At 63.4% G+C, this 15,916-nt stretch carries 16 protein-coding genes and 1 pseudogene; 13 read left to right on the top strand and 4 right to left on the bottom strand.

Going from position 1 to position 15,916, the window contains the following annotated elements:
- The 12 genes and pseudogenes from A7X12_RS25200 to A7X12_RS16600 all read left to right on the top strand — a co-directional run.
- Positions 1 to 240 (top strand): annotated as a pseudogene (locus A7X12_RS25200) (glycosidase); the annotation flags it as partial.
- 228 nt (positions 241 to 468) lie between these two features.
- Entirely contained in the window at positions 469 to 759 is a 291-nt protein-coding gene (locus A7X12_RS16650) for a hypothetical protein (RefSeq protein WP_064312618.1), read from the top strand.
- A gap of 318 nt (positions 760 to 1,077) precedes the next feature.
- On the top strand, positions 1,078 to 1,479 hold the full coding sequence (locus A7X12_RS25985) for a hypothetical protein (RefSeq protein WP_015449265.1): 402 nt from the start codon (positions 1,078 to 1,080) through the stop codon (positions 1,477 to 1,479).
- Between the two features lie 147 nt (positions 1,480 to 1,626).
- Positions 1,627 to 1,956 (top strand): hypothetical protein, encoded by a 330-nt coding sequence (locus tag A7X12_RS16640; RefSeq protein ID WP_004212674.1) that lies wholly within the window; start codon positions 1,627 to 1,629, stop codon positions 1,954 to 1,956.
- 252 nt (positions 1,957 to 2,208) lie between these two features.
- Positions 2,209 to 3,729, top strand: a complete 1,521-nt coding sequence (locus A7X12_RS16635; RefSeq protein ID WP_064312617.1) for an aldehyde dehydrogenase family protein — start codon at positions 2,209 to 2,211, stop codon at positions 3,727 to 3,729.
- Positions 3,730 to 3,755: 26 nt separating this feature from the next.
- Positions 3,756 to 4,781: an alcohol dehydrogenase AdhP gene (adhP, locus tag A7X12_RS16630; RefSeq protein ID WP_064312616.1), complete on the top strand. Its 1,026-nt coding sequence runs from the start codon at positions 3,756 to 3,758 to the stop codon at positions 4,779 to 4,781.
- 25 nt (positions 4,782 to 4,806) lie between these two features.
- Entirely contained in the window at positions 4,807 to 6,513 is a 1,707-nt protein-coding gene (locus tag A7X12_RS16625; protein ID WP_064312615.1) for a copper resistance system multicopper oxidase, read from the top strand.
- A complete protein-coding gene (locus tag A7X12_RS16620) occupies positions 6,510 to 7,496 on the top strand; it encodes a copper resistance protein B (protein ID WP_170170957.1) in 987 nt (328 codons plus the stop codon). Before A7X12_RS16625 ends, A7X12_RS16620 begins: the two co-directional genes overlap by 4 nt.
- Positions 7,490 to 8,731 (top strand): MFS transporter, encoded by a 1,242-nt coding sequence (locus A7X12_RS16615; protein ID WP_064312613.1) that lies wholly within the window; start codon positions 7,490 to 7,492, stop codon positions 8,729 to 8,731. The genes A7X12_RS16620 and A7X12_RS16615 overlap by 7 nt, the downstream gene beginning before the upstream one ends.
- Positions 8,732 to 8,810: 79 nt before the next feature.
- On the top strand, positions 8,811 to 9,248 hold the full coding sequence (locus tag A7X12_RS16610; protein ID WP_064312612.1) for a DUF411 domain-containing protein: 438 nt from the start codon (positions 8,811 to 8,813) through the stop codon (positions 9,246 to 9,248).
- Positions 9,249 to 9,627: 379 nt separating this feature from the next.
- Entirely contained in the window at positions 9,628 to 9,891 is a 264-nt protein-coding gene (locus A7X12_RS16605) for a type II toxin-antitoxin system RelB/DinJ family antitoxin (protein ID WP_064312611.1), read from the top strand.
- Positions 9,878 to 10,159 (top strand): type II toxin-antitoxin system YafQ family toxin, encoded by a 282-nt coding sequence (locus tag A7X12_RS16600; protein WP_004212690.1) that lies wholly within the window; start codon positions 9,878 to 9,880, stop codon positions 10,157 to 10,159. Before A7X12_RS16605 ends, A7X12_RS16600 begins: the two co-directional genes overlap by 14 nt.
- Before the next feature lie 283 nt (positions 10,160 to 10,442).
- Here the strand turns inward: A7X12_RS16600 and A7X12_RS16595 are convergent, their stop codons facing one another.
- From A7X12_RS16595 to metC, 3 genes are read right to left on the bottom strand one after another with little or no spacing between them, the layout of a single operon-like run.
- Positions 10,443 to 11,738 carry an APC family permease gene (locus A7X12_RS16595; RefSeq protein WP_064312610.1) on the bottom strand — a complete coding sequence of 432 codons (1,296 nt, stop codon included), beginning with the start codon at positions 11,736 to 11,738 and terminating at the stop codon, positions 10,443 to 10,445.
- Complete coding sequence (locus A7X12_RS16590; protein ID WP_169803499.1) at positions 11,735 to 12,922, bottom strand: threonine synthase; 1,188 nt, start codon at positions 12,920 to 12,922, stop codon at positions 11,735 to 11,737. The genes A7X12_RS16595 and A7X12_RS16590 overlap by 4 nt, the downstream gene beginning before the upstream one ends.
- Positions 12,923 to 12,976: 54 nt before the next feature.
- Complete coding sequence (metC, locus tag A7X12_RS16585) at positions 12,977 to 14,203, bottom strand: cystathionine beta-lyase (RefSeq protein WP_064312608.1); 1,227 nt, start codon at positions 14,201 to 14,203, stop codon at positions 12,977 to 12,979.
- A gap of 80 nt (positions 14,204 to 14,283) precedes the next feature.
- Between metC and A7X12_RS16580 the strand changes: the two genes are divergently transcribed.
- Positions 14,284 to 15,201 carry a LysR family transcriptional regulator gene (locus A7X12_RS16580; RefSeq protein ID WP_064312607.1) on the top strand — a complete coding sequence of 306 codons (918 nt, stop codon included), beginning with the start codon at positions 14,284 to 14,286 and terminating at the stop codon, positions 15,199 to 15,201.
- Positions 15,202 to 15,242: 41 nt separating this feature from the next.
- On the opposite strand, the gene A7X12_RS16575 is transcribed toward A7X12_RS16580, so the two are convergent.
- Positions 15,243 to 15,791: a TonB-dependent receptor domain-containing protein gene (locus A7X12_RS16575; RefSeq protein ID WP_332308557.1), complete on the bottom strand. Its 549-nt coding sequence runs from the start codon at positions 15,789 to 15,791 to the stop codon at positions 15,243 to 15,245.
- Positions 15,792 to 15,916: the final 125 nt, after the last annotated feature.

The following is a 15,916-nucleotide window of genomic DNA, read 5'->3' as shown; positions in this document are numbered from 1 at the left end:
TGCCACAGTGCCGCACCTGTGGCTTGCGCATCACCTCGTCAGCAAGGCGGGGAACACCGGACGCTTACACCGCTTTTGCGGTCGGACATGGATGAGCGCGAAGGTTATGTGCCAAACGTAGCCTACAGCTGCGGCGCGATGGTACATAATCGGGTGCTGGTACTGCCTTATGCCATTGCTGACAGCTTCACCACTTTTGCCACTATTCCTCTCGAGCGTCTGCTGGCCGCCATGGATTAGTCACTGTTGCCGACCTGTCCTGCTCTCGAGTCCGAACCATAGTTACACATCGGCACAACAACGATGCCAGTGCGATAATTTATGGCCATCTCAGAGACGGACTTCGCACATTACGTATACAGCAAGGCGGAAGGTGACACCATTTCACGGGCAAGCTCCGGAAGGGGCGACAATCGACCGGGCATATGCTCGATCGAACGGGAAACCCAGACTTGAAGGAATGGATACTTGCGCAAGAAGACGGCAATGATCGCTTCGCTCGCAGCTCTCGGCTTCCTCGCCGTCAGTGCCGGACCGGTGCTGGCGGACGGGATGCCGTCGGGCATGCCCGATCTTGAGGAGACCCTCAAGGCCAGGCCGGCGCCTGCCCAGCCCGATCCTGCCCACATGCAGGGCATGGCTCACGGTAAGGAGCAGATGCACGGCCAGATGATGCAGGGCCATCGAATGGCGATGCGGGATTCGCAGGACCAGGACGGCGCCTCCGGCATGTCACACAGGTCGGACGGTGGTTGCTGACCCTGCCATCATTCCATCAGACGACAAGGTTGACGGACAAGATCATGGCCGCTTTCAACCGAAGCCTTGGTCCGCCGTTCCCACGGCGGGCCAATCGCTTTTCTGGCCGGTCTCAGGACGAGAAAACCAGGCCGGGTCACATTTTTGATCGATCCCGGATCATCATTTTACGCGCCTGCTCCAGCAGGCACACGGCCGATCGGATTTCGATTCGTAACTTACGTATACAGACAGCGTCTCGCTAGCAGCATTGAAGCTTCGGAATTGCCGGGATCGGAACGTCGATCGGGCAACAGGAAGAACACTCGGAGACCCTCAATGCGACAGACGACATTTCTCGCGGCGCCCGTCAGCCTCTTCGCGACGCTAACCTTCGCCGCCGGCACCGCTCTCGCCCAGTCGACGCCCGCGCCCGCGCAGGCTGCGCCGGCCCATGCCCACCAGCAGGGCATGGATCATGGCGGGCAGCAGATGCACGATCAGATGATGAAGGATCATCAGGCCGGCGCGCAGAAGCAGCAGGGGCAACCGGCCCAGCAGGATCAACAGGGCATGTCGGGGATGGCCGGCATGTCCGGCGGCTCGCCTGCATCGAACGGCTCGGGCATGGCCGGTAAGGCGAAGAGTGGCTGCTGCAAGATGCCGATGAAGAAGGCCAAGCCGGCGGCGAAGAAGAAGACCGCCAAGCCCATGGCCGACAAGCCGATGAGCGACATGTGAGGTTTCCAGCCCCGAGAACAGACCCCAGGGGCTGAGGGCCCGCCGTTCCCCCGCGGCGGGCCAGTTCTTTGACGATGCCCAGCGTCGCCCCGTGCTCCCAGCTTTCAAAACCGGGTCCGAGCGTCTGACTTGACAGAGGAAACAGCGATGCGAAAACATCTTGGCGTCGGTGCTGCTGTTGGCTTTCTGCTCTTTGGCAGCACGCCGCTCCTCGCACAGGGTATCGGCCATAGCTTGTTCATGCGCGGCAAGATCGTCCGTATGGATGCGGGCGGCACAGTGGCCTGCCTGGGTAAGGCCGATGGCGCGCACATCGGGCAGATACTCGAAGTCTATCACGCAACGCCGCGCCACCGCCGTCTTGTCGGTCATGTCGAAGTCGACCAGATTTTCGACGACCATTATGCTCATTTCCGCGTGAGGGACGGGACGCTTCAGAAAGGCGATTGGGTGAGCCTAAAGCGCGTCCGGGCGTAACGCCAGAATTGGAATGCCAAGCGCCGCCCTCGCCAAAAGAAGACTCGGCCGAGTAACGCCTGTCTCGGCATAATTCCGATCAGGCGTGCGCGAATACGTTCAGGAGTCGATGAATAGTCATCGGCTCTGTTGGCGTGTCTGACCCTCAAGCCCGCGACCCCGATACCAGACTACCTTCTGCGGAACTTACTTATAGACCACCCGGGCAAAGAGATTACTCCGTCAGGCCATCGATAGAGATGGAGTCAGGTTATGTTCGAGAAGGCGATCGGGACCATTAACGCGGCGGCCTCCTTCCGACACCGCTATGATAATTTCATCGGAGGCCGCTGGAGCGCTCCTGCGGGCGGCGAGTATTTCGCCGACACGAGCCCGATCAATGGCGCCCAGATCGCAGAGTTCGCGCTGTCGACGCCGGAAGATTTCGAGCGCGCGCTCGATGCGGCGCACGCCGCCAAGGATCAATGGGCAAGGATCGCGCCCGCCGAACGCGCCAGGATTCTCAATCGCGTCGCCGACCGGCTCGAAGACAATCTGGAGTTGCTGGCACTTGCCGAGACGATCGACAATGGCAAGCCGATCCGCGAGACGCGCGCTGCCGACGTGCCGCTCGCGATCGACCATTTCCGCTACTTCGCCGGCTGCATCCGGGCGGAGGAAGGCGGCATCTCGACGATCGATGCGGACACCATCGCCTATCATTTCCGCGAGCCGCTCGGCGTCGTCGGCCAGATCATCCCGTGGAACTTCCCGCTGCTGATGGCGGCGTGGAAGATCGCCCCGGCGCTGGCGGCGGGCAACTGCACCGTCATCAAACCCGCATCCCAGACGCCGCTCACCTTGCTGATGTTCGCCGAGCTCACCGCCGACATCCTGCCGCCCGGCGTGCTCAATGTCGTTACCGGCCCGGGACGGACCGTTGGCCAGGCGATCGCCGCCAATCCGCGCATCGCCAAGGTCTCGTTCACCGGCGAGACCGTCACCGGCAAGCAGATCATGCACGCCGCGGCGGACCATCTGATCCCCCAGACGATGGAGCTTGGCGGCAAGTCGCCCAACATCTTCATGGCGGACGTGCTCGACGAGGACGATGCCTTCTTCGACAAGGCGCTCGAAGGCTTTACTTTGTTCGCCTTCAACAAGGGCGAGGTCTGTACCTGCCCGTCGCGCGCCCTGATCCATGAGTCGATCTTCGACCGCTTCATCGAGCGCGCCGTGGCGCGCGTCGCCGCGATCCGCCAGGGCGATCCGCTCGACCCGTCGGTCCAGGTCGGCGCGCAGGCGTCGGAGGACCAGCTCCACAAGATCCTGGGCTATATCGATATCGGCAACGCCGAGGGCGCGCAGTGTCTGGTCGGTGGCGCCAGGGCGCTGCCGGGCGGTGCGCTCGACCAGGGCTATTTCGTGCAGCCGACCGTGTTCGTGGGTCAGAACCACATGCGCATCTTCCAGGAGGAGATCTTCGGTCCCGTCCTGTCGGTCACCACGTTCAAGACGGTCGAGGAGGCGATCGCACTTGCCAATGACACCGCCTACGGTCTTGGCGCGGGCGTCTGGACCCGGAGCGGCAACACCGCCTACCGGCTCGGCCGCGCGATCGAGGCCGGGCGGGTCTGGACCAACTGCTATCATCAGTACCCCGCCCATGCCGCCTTCGGCGGATACAAGGCATCGGGCTTCGGGCGTGAAAACCACCGGATGATGCTCGATCATTATCAGCAGACCAAGAATCTGCTCGTCTCCTATGACGAGCACGCGCTCGGCCTATTCTGACCCCCCGCTTAAAAGGAGAAACGGACATGGCGAAAACCATGAAGGCGGCGGTCGTCCGCGAATTTGGCAAGCCCCTGGTCATCGAGGACGCGCCGATCCCGGCGGTCGGCCCCGGGCAGATCCTGGTCAAGATTGCGGCAACCGGCGTGTGCCATACCGACCTGCACGCGGCAGAAGGAGACTGGCCGGTCAAGCCCAACCCGCCCTTCATTCCTGGCCATGAAGGCGTCGGGCATGTCGCCGCCGTCGGTGCAGGCGTCACCCATGTGAAGGAAGGCGACCGGGTCGGTGTGCCCTGGCTCTACACCGCCTGCGGGCACTGCGTGCATTGCCTGGGTGGCTGGGAGACGCTTTGCCACGAACAGCAGAACACCGGCTATTCGGTCAATGGCAGCTTTGCCGAATATGTCCTCGCCGATCCCAACTATGTTGGTCACCTTCCCGACAATGTCGACTTCCTCGACATTGCGCCGATCCTCTGCGCGGGCGTCACCGTCTACAAGGGATTGAAGGCCACCGAGGCCCGACCCGGCGAGTGGGTGGTCGTCTCCGGCATTGGCGGGCTCGGCCACATGGCGGTGCAATATGCCCGAGCCATGGGTCTCAATGTGGCCGCGGTCGACATCGACGATAGCAAGCTCGACCTCGCTACACGCCTTGGCGCCACACTGACGGTCAACGCGCGCAACGAGGACCCTTCGGCAGCGCTCAAGAAAGCCATTGGCGGCGCGCACGGGGCGCTGGTGACCGCCGTTTCGCCCAAGGCGTTCCAGCAGGCGCTCGGCATGGTCCGGCGCGGCGGCACGGTCGCGCTCAACGGCCTGCCGCCGGGCGACTTCCCGTTGTCGATCTTCGACACCGTGCTGAACGGCATTACCGTGCGCGGCTCGATCGTCGGCACGCGGCTCGATCTGCTCGAGGCACTGGCGTTCGCCGGCGAGGGCAAGGTCAAGGCCACGGTCCATGCAGACAAGCTGGAGAACATCAACGACGTCTTCTCCCGCATGCATCATGGCGACATCGAGGGCCGGATCGTCCTCGACCTCGCCTGAAGCCGACTTCGCGAAAGTACAGTTCATGTCTCCCTTACATATCCGGCCGATCGCGCGGCGCCGTTTCGTCCAGGGGCTGGCGATCGGCGGCGCGGTCGCCGGTTTCGCCCCGGCGCTTCTCGCGCGATCCGCCCCAGTCTCGCCCGCTGAGCTGAGCGGGACCGAGTTCGACCTCGAGATCGCCGAGCTGCCGGTCAACTTCACCGGCAAGCGCCGTATCGCGACCGCCGTGAACGGCAGCGTGCCCGCGCCGGTCCTGCGCCTGCGCGAAGGCGACACGGTCACGCTGCGCGTGCGCAACGGCCTCAAGGAGATGTCGAGCATCCATTGGCACGGCATCATCGTGCCGGCGGAGATGGACGGCGTGCCCGGCATCAGCTTTGCCGGCATCGCGCCGGGCGAGACCTTCACCTATCGCTTCGAGGTCCGCCAGAGCGGAACCTACTGGTATCACGCTCACACGCTCGCCGAGCAGACGGGACTCTATGGAGCGATCATCGTGGAGCCGAAACAGGCGCCGGCGGCGCGGGCGCCCGATCGCGATTATTGCATCGTGCTCAGCGACTGGTCGGACGAGCCGCCGCTGCAGATCTTCCTCAATCTCAAGAAGCAGAGCAACTACTATAATTTTGCGCAGCCGACCGCCGGCGACTTCCTCAAGGATGTCGGCGCCATGGGCCTTGGCAAGGCGCTCGAGCGGCGGCGGATGTGGAACAGCTCGCGGATGAACCCGACCGACTACAGCGATGTCTCTGCCGCGACCTATACCTATCTGATGAACGGCGCGCCGCCCGCCGGCAACTGGACCGGTATCGCCGCGCCCGGCGAGCGCGTGCGCCTGCGCTTCGTCGGCGCGGGGACGGCGACGTTCTTCGACGTGCGGATCCCCGGGGTCGAGCTGACGGTCGTATCGACCGACGGGCAGCCGGTCGAACCGGTCACGGTCGAGGAGTTCCGGATCGGCCCGGGCGAGACCTATGACGTCGAGTTCACCATGCCCGAGGGCGGCGCCCGCACCATCTTCGCGCAGGCGATCGATCGGAGCGGCTATGCCCGCGGCACGATCGCACCGGCTCCGGGCATGGCGGCAGCCGTGCCGCCGCTCGATGCCCGGACCTGGCTCGAGCCGGTCGACATGATGGGCGCGATGGCGACGATGGGCGCAATGGGAGGCGACGCGCATGCCGGGCACGGCATGACCGAGATGCCGGCCAGGGCACAGCACGCCCGCACCGAATATGGCGCCAATACCGACATGCGCGTCGACTATCCCCGCACCAATCTCGACGATCCGGGCGCCGGGCTGCGCGGGCGCGACTGGCGCGTGCTGACGCTGGCCGACCTGCGCACGCCGGGCGGCGATCCCGACCCGCGCGAGCCCGAGCGCGATATCGAGCTGCATCTGACGGGCAATATGGAACGGTTCATCTGGTCGCTCGACGGCATCAAGCTCAACGATTCCAGGCCGCTCCATTTTAGGCCGAACGAGCGGCTGCGCGTCACCTTCGTCAACGACACGATGATGGCGCATCCGATGCATCTGCACGGCATGTGGAGCGATGTCGAAGGCCCGGACGGCGCCTTCCAGGTCCGCAAGCATACGGTCGTGGTCCAGCCCGCCCAGCGGGTGAGCTTCCGCGTCACCGCCGATGCCTTGGGTCGATGGGCCTTTCACTGCCATCTGCTCTATCACATGGCGGCCGGCATGTTCCGGGAGGTGGTGGTCGCATGATCCGGATTTTCCCCTCGCGCGGCATTGCTCTTGGCGCTGCCCTCTTCCTGGCGCCGGCGATCACGGCTCCCGCTCTCGCGCAGGATGCCTCGCCCCCGTCGCTCGCCACCACCCCTGCCCAAACGGCCACTCCCGCTCCGCACACCCCTTCCGCGCAAGGCTCTCAGGACCATGCGGGCATGGACATGCCGGGCATGGATATGACCGACACGAAGGCGTCCGGTAACGGCGCCACGATGGAGATGGGCTCGATGCAGGGTGGCAAGGCCCCGCCCGACGCGCGCAACTCGGACGATTATGCCGACGGCTACCGCAACTCGACGCTGCCGGGCTATGAGATGGCCGACAAGCTCTCGATCCCCAGGATACTTCTGGATGAGCTCGAGTTCACCAGCGGCAACGAGGGTCAGGGCGTGGGCTGGACCGTGCTCGTGACCAAGGGTCAGGACAATGACAAGCTCTGGCTGCGCAGCCAGGGGCTCAAGAACTCCCGCGACCAACGTCTCGATCCGGAGAGCAGCGTCGAGGCGCTGTGGTGGCACAGCAAGAACCCGTTCTGGGGCACGCTGCTCGGGGTCAGGCAGGATCTCGGCAAGGGCGCGACGACGTGGCTGGCCGCCGGCGTCGAGGGACTGGCGCCTTATTGGTTCGACGTCCAGCTCACCGGCTATGTAGGAACCGATGGGCGTCTCGCGGCGCGCGCCAAGGCCTCCTATGAGGTCCTGTTCACCAATCGGTTGATCCTCACGCCGCAGGTAGAGACCAATATCTATTCGAAGCGGTCGAGAGATCGGCAGCTCGGCAGCGGTTTCAGCAATGTCGAGCTGAGCGGGCGGTTGCGCTACGAGGTGTCGCGCAAGTTCGCGCCCTATATCGGCTTTGTCTGGGAGCGCGCATTTGACGGCACGGCCGATTTCCGTCGCCTGCGCGGGGAAGGGCCTTCGGAACACAGGCTGGTGATCGGCTTGCGCGCCTGGTGGTGATCCGCGGATGGCGACTTGAGGGATCGACCGCGAACGCGCCGCGTGACAAGGCTGGATCGCAAGCCAACGGTCGCTGGCCGGCCTCCTTTTTCGTCTTGCTGCTCGCGGCGGCTGCGGCGTCGGCGGGACAGACGGCCATTCTCGCCTTCCTTCCGACACTGGTCGACCCGGCTCGTGGCGCGCTATCGTCAAGCGCTCATGATTTTCATGTCGCGAGCCTGACCGCGGTCCACCCCCTGGCTGCCTTGCTGGCGGCGCCGCTCTGGGGCTGGATCGCGGACCGGGTCGACTATCGGGCGATGTTGCGCGCAGCGCTGGTCATCCTCGCGCTGGTGACCGCGCCGATCGGTCTCGTCGGGCTGCCTGAGCTTTATGCATTGCGCCTGGTGGCGGGGACGGCGGCGGCCGCCATCATACCGCTGGGATTGCTCTGCGCGAGCTTTGCCGCAAGCGGGCGCGCGGACCAGGCGCGGCGCTTCACCTGGCTGACCGCCTTCGTGTTTCTGGGCGATCTCACCGGTCCGCTGGTGGCGGAGGTCTCGGCCGCGATCCTGCCCCGCGCTCCCCTCATGATCCTCGCTCTCGGCATCGGTGCCGTCGGGGCGGCGCTTTGCGCCGTGCGTCTGCCGCGCTGGTGTGCACCTTGCATCGATGGCGGAGACCTGCCCGCGCCGACGCTTGGTGCGACGTTGATCCTGCTTTTCGTCACGATCGTCGCGGGCGGCGGGCTGGCGGCGATGCATGTCAATCTCCTTTTGACGCGGAGCGCCATTTCGCTGAGCCGCGAGGAGATCGCCTGGATGCTCAGTCTTTGCGGATTGGGTATGCTGGCGGCACAGATCTTCCATGGGAGGCTCGATTGGCTGGTGACCATGCCGAGGCGGCTTGCGGGGCTGACGCTCGGCCTGCTGGCTGCGGCGCTCTTCCTGTTCCCTGTCGCCGCGAGCATGGCCGAGCTCAGTGGGATCATCGTTGCTGCCGGCTGGAGCTCGGCAACCCTTCGATTGGTCACCAGCTTCTGGATCAGCGGTGCGGCAGCCCCTTCGGGTCTGAAGCTCGGTTTCCAGCATTCCGCCGCCAGCACCGGGCAGGCGCTCGCGCCGCTGGCGATCGCCATCGTCGCTCCCGGGGCGCAGCCGCTCGTCCTGTGGGGGATTGGTGGTCTGTCGCTGGCACTTATTGTGTCCCTGCCGCTAGCCTGGAGGCCGCCCGCCATCGTAAAATCATCTGCGTGATGAGGGGAGGGGCGCATTGATGCGTATAGAAAAGGAGGGGCCACTGCCCCATGCTTATCGTTCTTCCGGGAGTCATTTTATGAAGACCCGCCTATCCGCCGCCTTGCTGTTCCTCGCCATGCCTGGCGTGGCGCTTGCGGCCAGTGATGTCGTTGTCCACCGGGATCCGGGATGTGGATGTTGCGAGAAGTGGGCGCAGGCCGTGCGCGCGAAGCTGGGACGCAAGGTCGTCATGCGTGACGATGCGTCGCGCAGCGAGCTTCAGCGCAGGGCCGGCATGCCCCGGAGGCTGGCATCCTGCCACAGCGCGATCGTCGATGGCTATATGATCGAGGGCCATGTCCCGATATCCGACGTCAAGCGCTTGCTGGCGACCCGTCCTGCGGGCGTCAAAGGCATTGCGGTTGCGGGGATGCCGATCGGTTCGGAGGGCATGGAAGTGGCAGGCGCTGCCCGCCAACCCTATACGGTGGTGGTCTTCGGCAGCGCCGGTCAGCGAATTTTCGCCCGCCATTGATATCGCGCGGTTTGCAGCATCCTGCAGAATTGCCCGGTGGTAGAGGACCCCGCTGTCGAGTGTAGAACCTTGTGTCAAGCGAGCTGAAGGCGTCCCTGCCTACACTGGAAAAGCAACGATTTGTCTTGTAAGTTGTTCGCGGTCGTCTCCCTGATTTGCCTGAATTTGGCGCAAAATGTGGGAACGATTGTGGGACCGTTTGCCCACCGAAAGTGTGGGAACGGCCCCAACATTCCCGATCAGGGCCCCGAACCGATGGCACTCACAGCATTGAAGGGGAAAAACGCGAAGCCCGGTCGCCATGTCGATAGCCGGGGGCTTTGCCTGATTGCACTTTGCGTTCGCTTGCATTACATCGTCATGCAGAAAGGAAATCGACATGGCCGCAAACGCTCTTGTGCAGACCCGGATCGACGGAGCGGTGAAGGAGGAAGCCGCGACCGTGCTGGCGGCTATGGGACTGACCGTCTCCGATGCCGTGCGCCTGATGCTGACCCGCGTTGCGCGCGACAAGGCCTTGCCGTTTGAACCGCTGGTCCCCAATGCCGAGACGATCGAGGCCATGAAGGAAGCGCGCGAGGGAAAGGGCAAGCGGTTCGCCACGGTGGCCGACCTGATGGCCGACCTCAATGCGGACGATTGAACGCTTCGGGCGGTTCAAGCGCGACTACAAGCGGGAAAAGAAGGGGCAGCACGCCAAGACGCTGGACGCTGACCTGATCCCGATCATCGAGGCGCTGGCATCCGACGAGCCGCTTGAACCGCGCCACCGCGACCATGCGCTGACCGGCGACTGGCGCGACCATCGCGATTGCCACATAAAGCCCGACCTCGTGCTGATCTACCGCAAGCCCGATGACGACACCTTGCAGCTTGTGCGCTTGGGATCGCACGCGGAATTGGGTTGGTGACGCCCGCGCATGGCGAGCTTATACGTTTGTCGGGTATGTCAGCCAGAGGCACGATTACGGGTTAAGTGTGATCAACGAGCATCCGATGCCAACAAGCTTTTGCAGAAGACATCAATCGCAGAGATGCATTCGGCAGGCGCTGCTTGAAACAAAAATGAGGGCCATAAATCACTTTCACCCTCAAATTCTGACAGATTTGCCGTTAGTTCACGACTGGTGAGCGAGAAATGAGCCGATCGCGTTGGGCTTGAAGAGCCGACCGCTCGCTCCACCGTCGTGACCCCTACGTTGATGACCGGCGGATGCTGGCCCGGTAGACGATGCTGCCGAGAGCGACGACGACGCCCATGATGGCAAAAGATTCCATGCTCGAATGGCTCAAAAGCCAGATCGTGAGAAGGAAGCCACATGCAGGAATGACAAGCCCCCCGGGCAGCGCGAATTGCCCTGGTTCTTTCGGCAAGCTCGTCTCGATCTTCGGCAAGGCTGCAATGCACAAGGCGTAGGTCATCAAGCGGACCGAGGTGCTCAAGAGCACGAGCCACACGAACTGCTGCCCGACGGCAAGCGCCAGACTGAGCGCTCCGCAGAACAGGATCGAGTTCGCCGGCGTGCGGGTTCTCTCGTTCACAATACCGAACCACGCGGGGAGCGTTCCATCTCGGGCCAGTGCGAAGGTGAGGCGTGGCGCGGTGAGCAAAGACGTCAGACTGCCTCCGCCAATCGAGAATATAGCGCCCAGCGAAAGGGCTATCGCCCCGGTCGCTCCTGTCAATCGCCTCGCCAGCTCGACAAGTGGTGAGGCGCTGTTCCCGAGGTCCGGGCCTACCGAGACGGCTACGAGCTGGATCAGAGCATAGCAAAGGGCGATGGCGATCACCGTACCGATCAACGCCCGGGGAACGGTTGCCTTTGCATTCCGTGTTTCGCCCGCAGCGATCAGGCTGAACTCAAAGCCGATAAAGGCGTACATCAGGACGAGCATCGATTGGCCAAGCTGCGTGGGCGCGATCAGACCGCTGTCGACGACACGTGCCCACTCGATGGCGGGGAAGCCGATGACGATCAGTAGCAGCAATGGGGCGAGTTTCAGGATGCTGATCAGGTACAGGACCGTCATACCGGCGCGCACGCCCATGGCATTCAGAAGAGTAGCGGCCGTGATATAGGCGGCTATGGCGATCGCCCGCGGAAATCCGGACTCAAGCGCGCTTGAGAGGGGCACGGCGTAGCTGACAATAAGATTGGCGCTCGCTGCGATCGCTGCAACCCGGCTGACATAGATCAGCAGCCCCGTGTGAAACCCGACGAAGCGTCCGAATGCATGGGTAGTGTATACGATCGGGCCGCCCGTGACGTCGAAGAAGCTTGCCGCGCGCGCCAGGCTCAGCGCGACCGACAGGATCAGAACGCCGCAAAGCAGGAAGAGCCAAGGGCTGAAATACCCCGCCTGGGCGATGGCGACCGCCGGTAGCGCGAAGATGCCGGAGCCGACGACGCCGTTCATCGCAATCGCGGCGACGCCGACCCGGCCAATTTCTCGGCGCAGCAACGCGTCGGACGCGGACTTGGCCGTCACCGTGCGGCTCCGTCGACGATCTGGTCCTTGTAGCCATGCGATGTGGCGATGAGGACGGCGCAGCTTTCGCGCGCAATCGCGCCGTGCTCGATCAGCGTACGCAGTCCGGTCAAGGTCGCGGCAGAAGAGAGCTCGAGGTAGAAGCCATACTGCGCGAGCAGCTCGAAGTCGCGATGAACGTCGGCATCGACGACGGTGACGGCGTCGCCATGCGATCGCCGGATCGCCTCGACTGCCTGGTAGGTGACGGTGGAACCGGCGATCGAATACAGCGAAGTCGATCCCGGATAGCTGCCGTCCAGGCTCTCCCCTGCGAGAATCCTGCTAATTCGTGGAAAAGGTTCGATTGCGAACAGGCGCGGCAGCGTGGCGATGAAACCGGCCTCGCGCAGTTGGTGGAAGCCTTGAAACAGGCCCCATAGCAGATCGCCCCGTGAGGTCGGCACGAATATGGCATCCAGCCGCTCAGCCCCAAGATCCTCGAACAATTCGAAGGCGAGCGTCTTCAGACCTTCCACGCCGAAGGCGTTGCTGCCGACTGGCGGAGCGAGATAATTGGTCGCCGGGAACCAGCCTTCCCTTGCCATACGCTCGACTGTTTTCCATCGCTCAAGGCTGTCGCCGGCTGTGATCAGCCGAGCGCCGGTCGCAGTGATCGCGCGGCGATGGAGCGGCTGTAGCGCCGGGGTCGCGACAATGCTGCATCGGAGGCCCGCTGCCGCCGCGTAGAGGGCGAGCGACGCGCCCGCGTTGCCGCTCGATGCCGCGACGATCCCCCGCGCACCGACATCGCATGCCCGAGTCACCGTCAGGCCGCTTACCCGGTCCTTGTGGGAACCGCTTGGATTCTGCCCTTCGTTTTTGATGAAAATCCCCGCCATGCCCATGTGATCTGCAAGGGGCTGGGCGGAAATGCAGGAGGTGGAACCCTCGCCGAGGGAAGTCCATTGCCGATAGGGGAGCCAGTCGGCGTAGCGGGCCATTCCGCGCTTTTGCGGATTTCCGACGACATCGGGCAAGCGGCCGTAAACGGGACGGACCGATGCCGGCGTGCCGCGGGACAGACATATCGGGCAGCCTTCCGGATAGTCGCCGACAGGTAGTTCCATCTGGCAGCGGATGCAGGAAAAGCCCGTGAGCCAAGGGTTGATGACATCGGGATCGCGCCGTTCGGACGTCCTCACTGGCGCACCCATCATGCTCTCACCATTTGTTTCGACCGTTCGTTCGCCATCACGTCATGCATCCTTTTGGTGGGAGATCGCGCGAAGGCGGCGAAAAGCATCGTCGAGATCGCCGATCAGATCGGGGCTTGCTTCCAGGCCCGCGTGGACACGGATCAGGGTGCCATCATCGACCGGCAGGCAGCTGCGTGCCGGCGGCGGCCAGGCCGGCACAAGCAGGCTCTCGAAGCCACCCCAGCTCGACCCCAGCCGAAACAGGCGCAGTCCGTTGAAGAACGCCGCGCTCTGAGATGGGGATAGCGGCTCGAGAAGGACACCAAAGAGACCGGACGCCCCCGTGAAATCCCGTAGCCAGATTCGGTGTGCCGTGTCGGACGGTAATGCGGGATAGAGAACTCGCCGGACCTCAGGCTGCTGGTCAAACCATTGGGCCAGCTCGAGAGCGTTGCGCTGGTGCCGCTCCAGCCGAACGTCAAGTGTACGCAGCCCTCGATGTACGAGATAGCAATCATCGGGGCTGGCGATATTACCCCAGCGCGCTGCCATATCCTTGATGCGGGTATAAACATCGGCGTTCGCGGCCGTCATCGCTCCCAGCATGACATCCGAGTGACCTGACAGATATTTGGTGGCGGCGGCGATCGAAATGTCGACGCCATGCTCGATCGGGCGGAAGAAAAGGGGAGTTGCCCAGGTATTGTCGAGCGCCGTGATGACGCCGTGCCGCCGCGTGACCTGCGTGATCGCCCGGACGTCTGGTATCTCGAACGTCATCGAGCCTGGCGCTTCGAGGAACACCATCCTTGTGTTGGGTCTGAGCAGCGCCTCGACGCCGGCGCCGATGCCCGGGTCGAAGTAAGAGATTTCGACGCCATAGCCGGTCAGGACCTCGTCGCAAAAACGGCGCGTCGAGCGATAGGCGGTGTCGATGACGAGCGCGTGATCGCCCTCTTTGAGGAAGGCGGCGAGGCTCAAGGCAATCGCCGCGGTCCCCGATGAGGTTATCACGGTCTGATGGCCGTGCTCGAGTTTGGCAATCGCTGCGGCGAGGGCGAAGGTCGTCTCCGTGCCGTAAAGACCGTAAACGACGCCATCGTAAAGGCGGTCGTGTCGTGACAAATAGGCTTCTAGCGTGTCGTAAACGATCGTCGATGCGCGATGGACAGGCGGGTTGAGCAGCCCCGCGTCGACCGCGGATGACGATGACGAATGAAGCAGGGCGGTTTCGGGGGCAAGGACGCCGGGGCGCGGTGCCGACGCATCAGACCTATCGGCAGTCATGGGAGGGCATTCCACTGTGATGAAGACGCTCCTGGGCGAACGTGGCTTATGGTACGGGAGGATCCGATGGGATCGTGTCGATGAATCTGCGTCAACTTGAGACTTTCGTTGCGGTCATGAAGTCCGGCTCGATCAGCCGTGCGGCACAAATGCTGCATCTCTCGCAGCCGGCTGTCAGCAAGAGTATCGCGGAGCTTGAACATGCGCTGGGGTTTCGCCTGTTCGTAAGAACACGGGGCGCAGCGCTTGGCGTTACTCCTGAGGCGGAAGCATTTTCCTTCGAGGTCGAACGCAGCTTTGTCGGCATCGAGGCCTTGAAGCGCGCCGCCCGCGATATCCGGAATATGACGAGCGGGAATTTGCGGATCGCTGCCCTTCCGGCGCTGGGCGTCAGCTTTCTGCCCTCCGTCATCCGCGAGTTTCAGAACGCGCATAGCGGTGTGCTCGTCCAGCTTCAGACGCGAAGCTCGGCAACGGTGCGGCAATGGATTGCAAATCAGCAGTTCGAGATCGGCCTCGCGACGCGCGCTCGAGAAATGCCGGGGATCGACATGGCGCCCTTCATGCGCTGCGCCGGCGCCTGCGTCCTGCCGCCCGGCCATCGTCTTGCGGAGCGCGATGTCATAACGGCGCGCGATCTTGACGGAGAGGATTTCATCTCCCTTGCCGCCGAAGATCCGACAAGGCGACGCGTGGATCGGGCATTCGAGGCCGCCGGCTCCGAGCCGCGCATCGTGGTCGAGACGCAATATGCCATGACAATCTGCGCTCTGGTGCTTCAAGGCGTGGGCGTCTCGATCCTCAATCCCGTCACCGCAGATGATCATGTGCAGCACGGCCTCGTCGTGCGGCCGTTTGAACCGCGCATAGAGTTCGAGTATATGCTGTTCACGCCGTCCCTGCGGCCGACCTCGCAAGTCGCGCAGCGTTTCCTTGAATTCATGGTCGCCAAGCGTGAGCGGATGATCGAAGCCGGGCTTGTTGTCGCCCTCTCCTGAATGATACTTGCTAAACACTGCCCAGTCGCTCCGCCATTGCCTCAGAATTTGGCGGTGCCCCGAACGTACCAGAATCCTCCGTTGAACCCGATCGGTGCGAAGCGAAGATACTTGATGCCATTGGCAATCTGCGAAGCGCGGGCTTCGCGGTCCGGATAGTTGTTGAAGATATTCTCGCCGCCCACCGCGATCCCGAAGGCCTCGCTGAGGCGATATCGCAACTCGAGGTTTGCCAAGATCTCGGCGCTACCGGTCTGGTCGTTGGCCACATTCGCACCGTAGTCCGTCCATTTGCCGAAATAGGTGGCGACCGCGGTCATTCCGAAGCGGCCGGCTTCATAGGTGAACGAGGCGTTGCCCTTCCAGCGCGGCACGAACCGTTCGAGTTCGAGCAGCCGTTCCCGGTCAGCGGTGATAACGGGGGAAGCGCGTAGGATCTTGGTATCGGTGTAGTTTGCGTTGAGTCCCAGGGTCGCCTTGCCCTCGCCAATGTCGAAACGATAGGTCAGGACCGCGTCCAGGCCCTGATTTCGGCTGTCGAATGAATTGGTGTAGCGCGACATCGTCGGTGACTGGTCAGCGACATTGATGGTGATGTGTCAGCGGTGACGTTGGGGATAGTGTCACACGAGGTTGGCCTGGATCAAGAGGCGTTGTCGCGCAGCGATGTCGCTGGCATGGTTTCGATGTCGCTGGGCGATGTCGCTGGATCAGG

It is taken from the genome of Sphingomonas sp. TDK1 (assembly GCF_001650735.1).
Taxonomy (GTDB): Bacteria; Pseudomonadota; Alphaproteobacteria; order Sphingomonadales; family Sphingomonadaceae; genus Sphingomonas.
This window is presented reverse-complemented; position numbering and strand designations above follow the sequence as displayed.

Coding starts and splice junctions, on each gene's coding strand:
- A7X12_RS25985 (WP_015449265.1), top strand. CDS start 1,078: ATGCGACAGACGACATTTCTCGCGGCGCCCGTCAGCCTCTTCGCGACG.
- A7X12_RS16640 (WP_004212674.1), top strand. CDS start 1,627: ATGCGAAAACATCTTGGCGTCGGTGCTGCTGTTGGCTTTCTGCTCTTT.
- A7X12_RS16635 (WP_064312617.1), top strand. CDS start 2,209: ATGTTCGAGAAGGCGATCGGGACCATTAACGCGGCGGCCTCCTTCCGA.
- adhP (WP_064312616.1), top strand. CDS start 3,756: ATGGCGAAAACCATGAAGGCGGCGGTCGTCCGCGAATTTGGCAAGCCC.
- A7X12_RS16625 (WP_064312615.1), top strand. CDS start 4,807: ATGTCTCCCTTACATATCCGGCCGATCGCGCGGCGCCGTTTCGTCCAG.
- A7X12_RS16620 (WP_170170957.1), top strand. CDS start 6,510: ATGATCCGGATTTTCCCCTCGCGCGGCATTGCTCTTGGCGCTGCCCTC.
- A7X12_RS16610 (WP_064312612.1), top strand. CDS start 8,811: ATGAAGACCCGCCTATCCGCCGCCTTGCTGTTCCTCGCCATGCCTGGC.
- A7X12_RS16605 (WP_064312611.1), top strand. CDS start 9,628: ATGGCCGCAAACGCTCTTGTGCAGACCCGGATCGACGGAGCGGTGAAG.
- A7X12_RS16600 (WP_004212690.1), top strand. CDS start 9,878: ATGCGGACGATTGAACGCTTCGGGCGGTTCAAGCGCGACTACAAGCGG.
- metC (WP_064312608.1), bottom strand. CDS start 14,203: ATGACTGCCGATAGGTCTGATGCGTCGGCACCGCGCCCCGGCGTCCTT.
- A7X12_RS16580 (WP_064312607.1), top strand. CDS start 14,284: ATGAATCTGCGTCAACTTGAGACTTTCGTTGCGGTCATGAAGTCCGGC.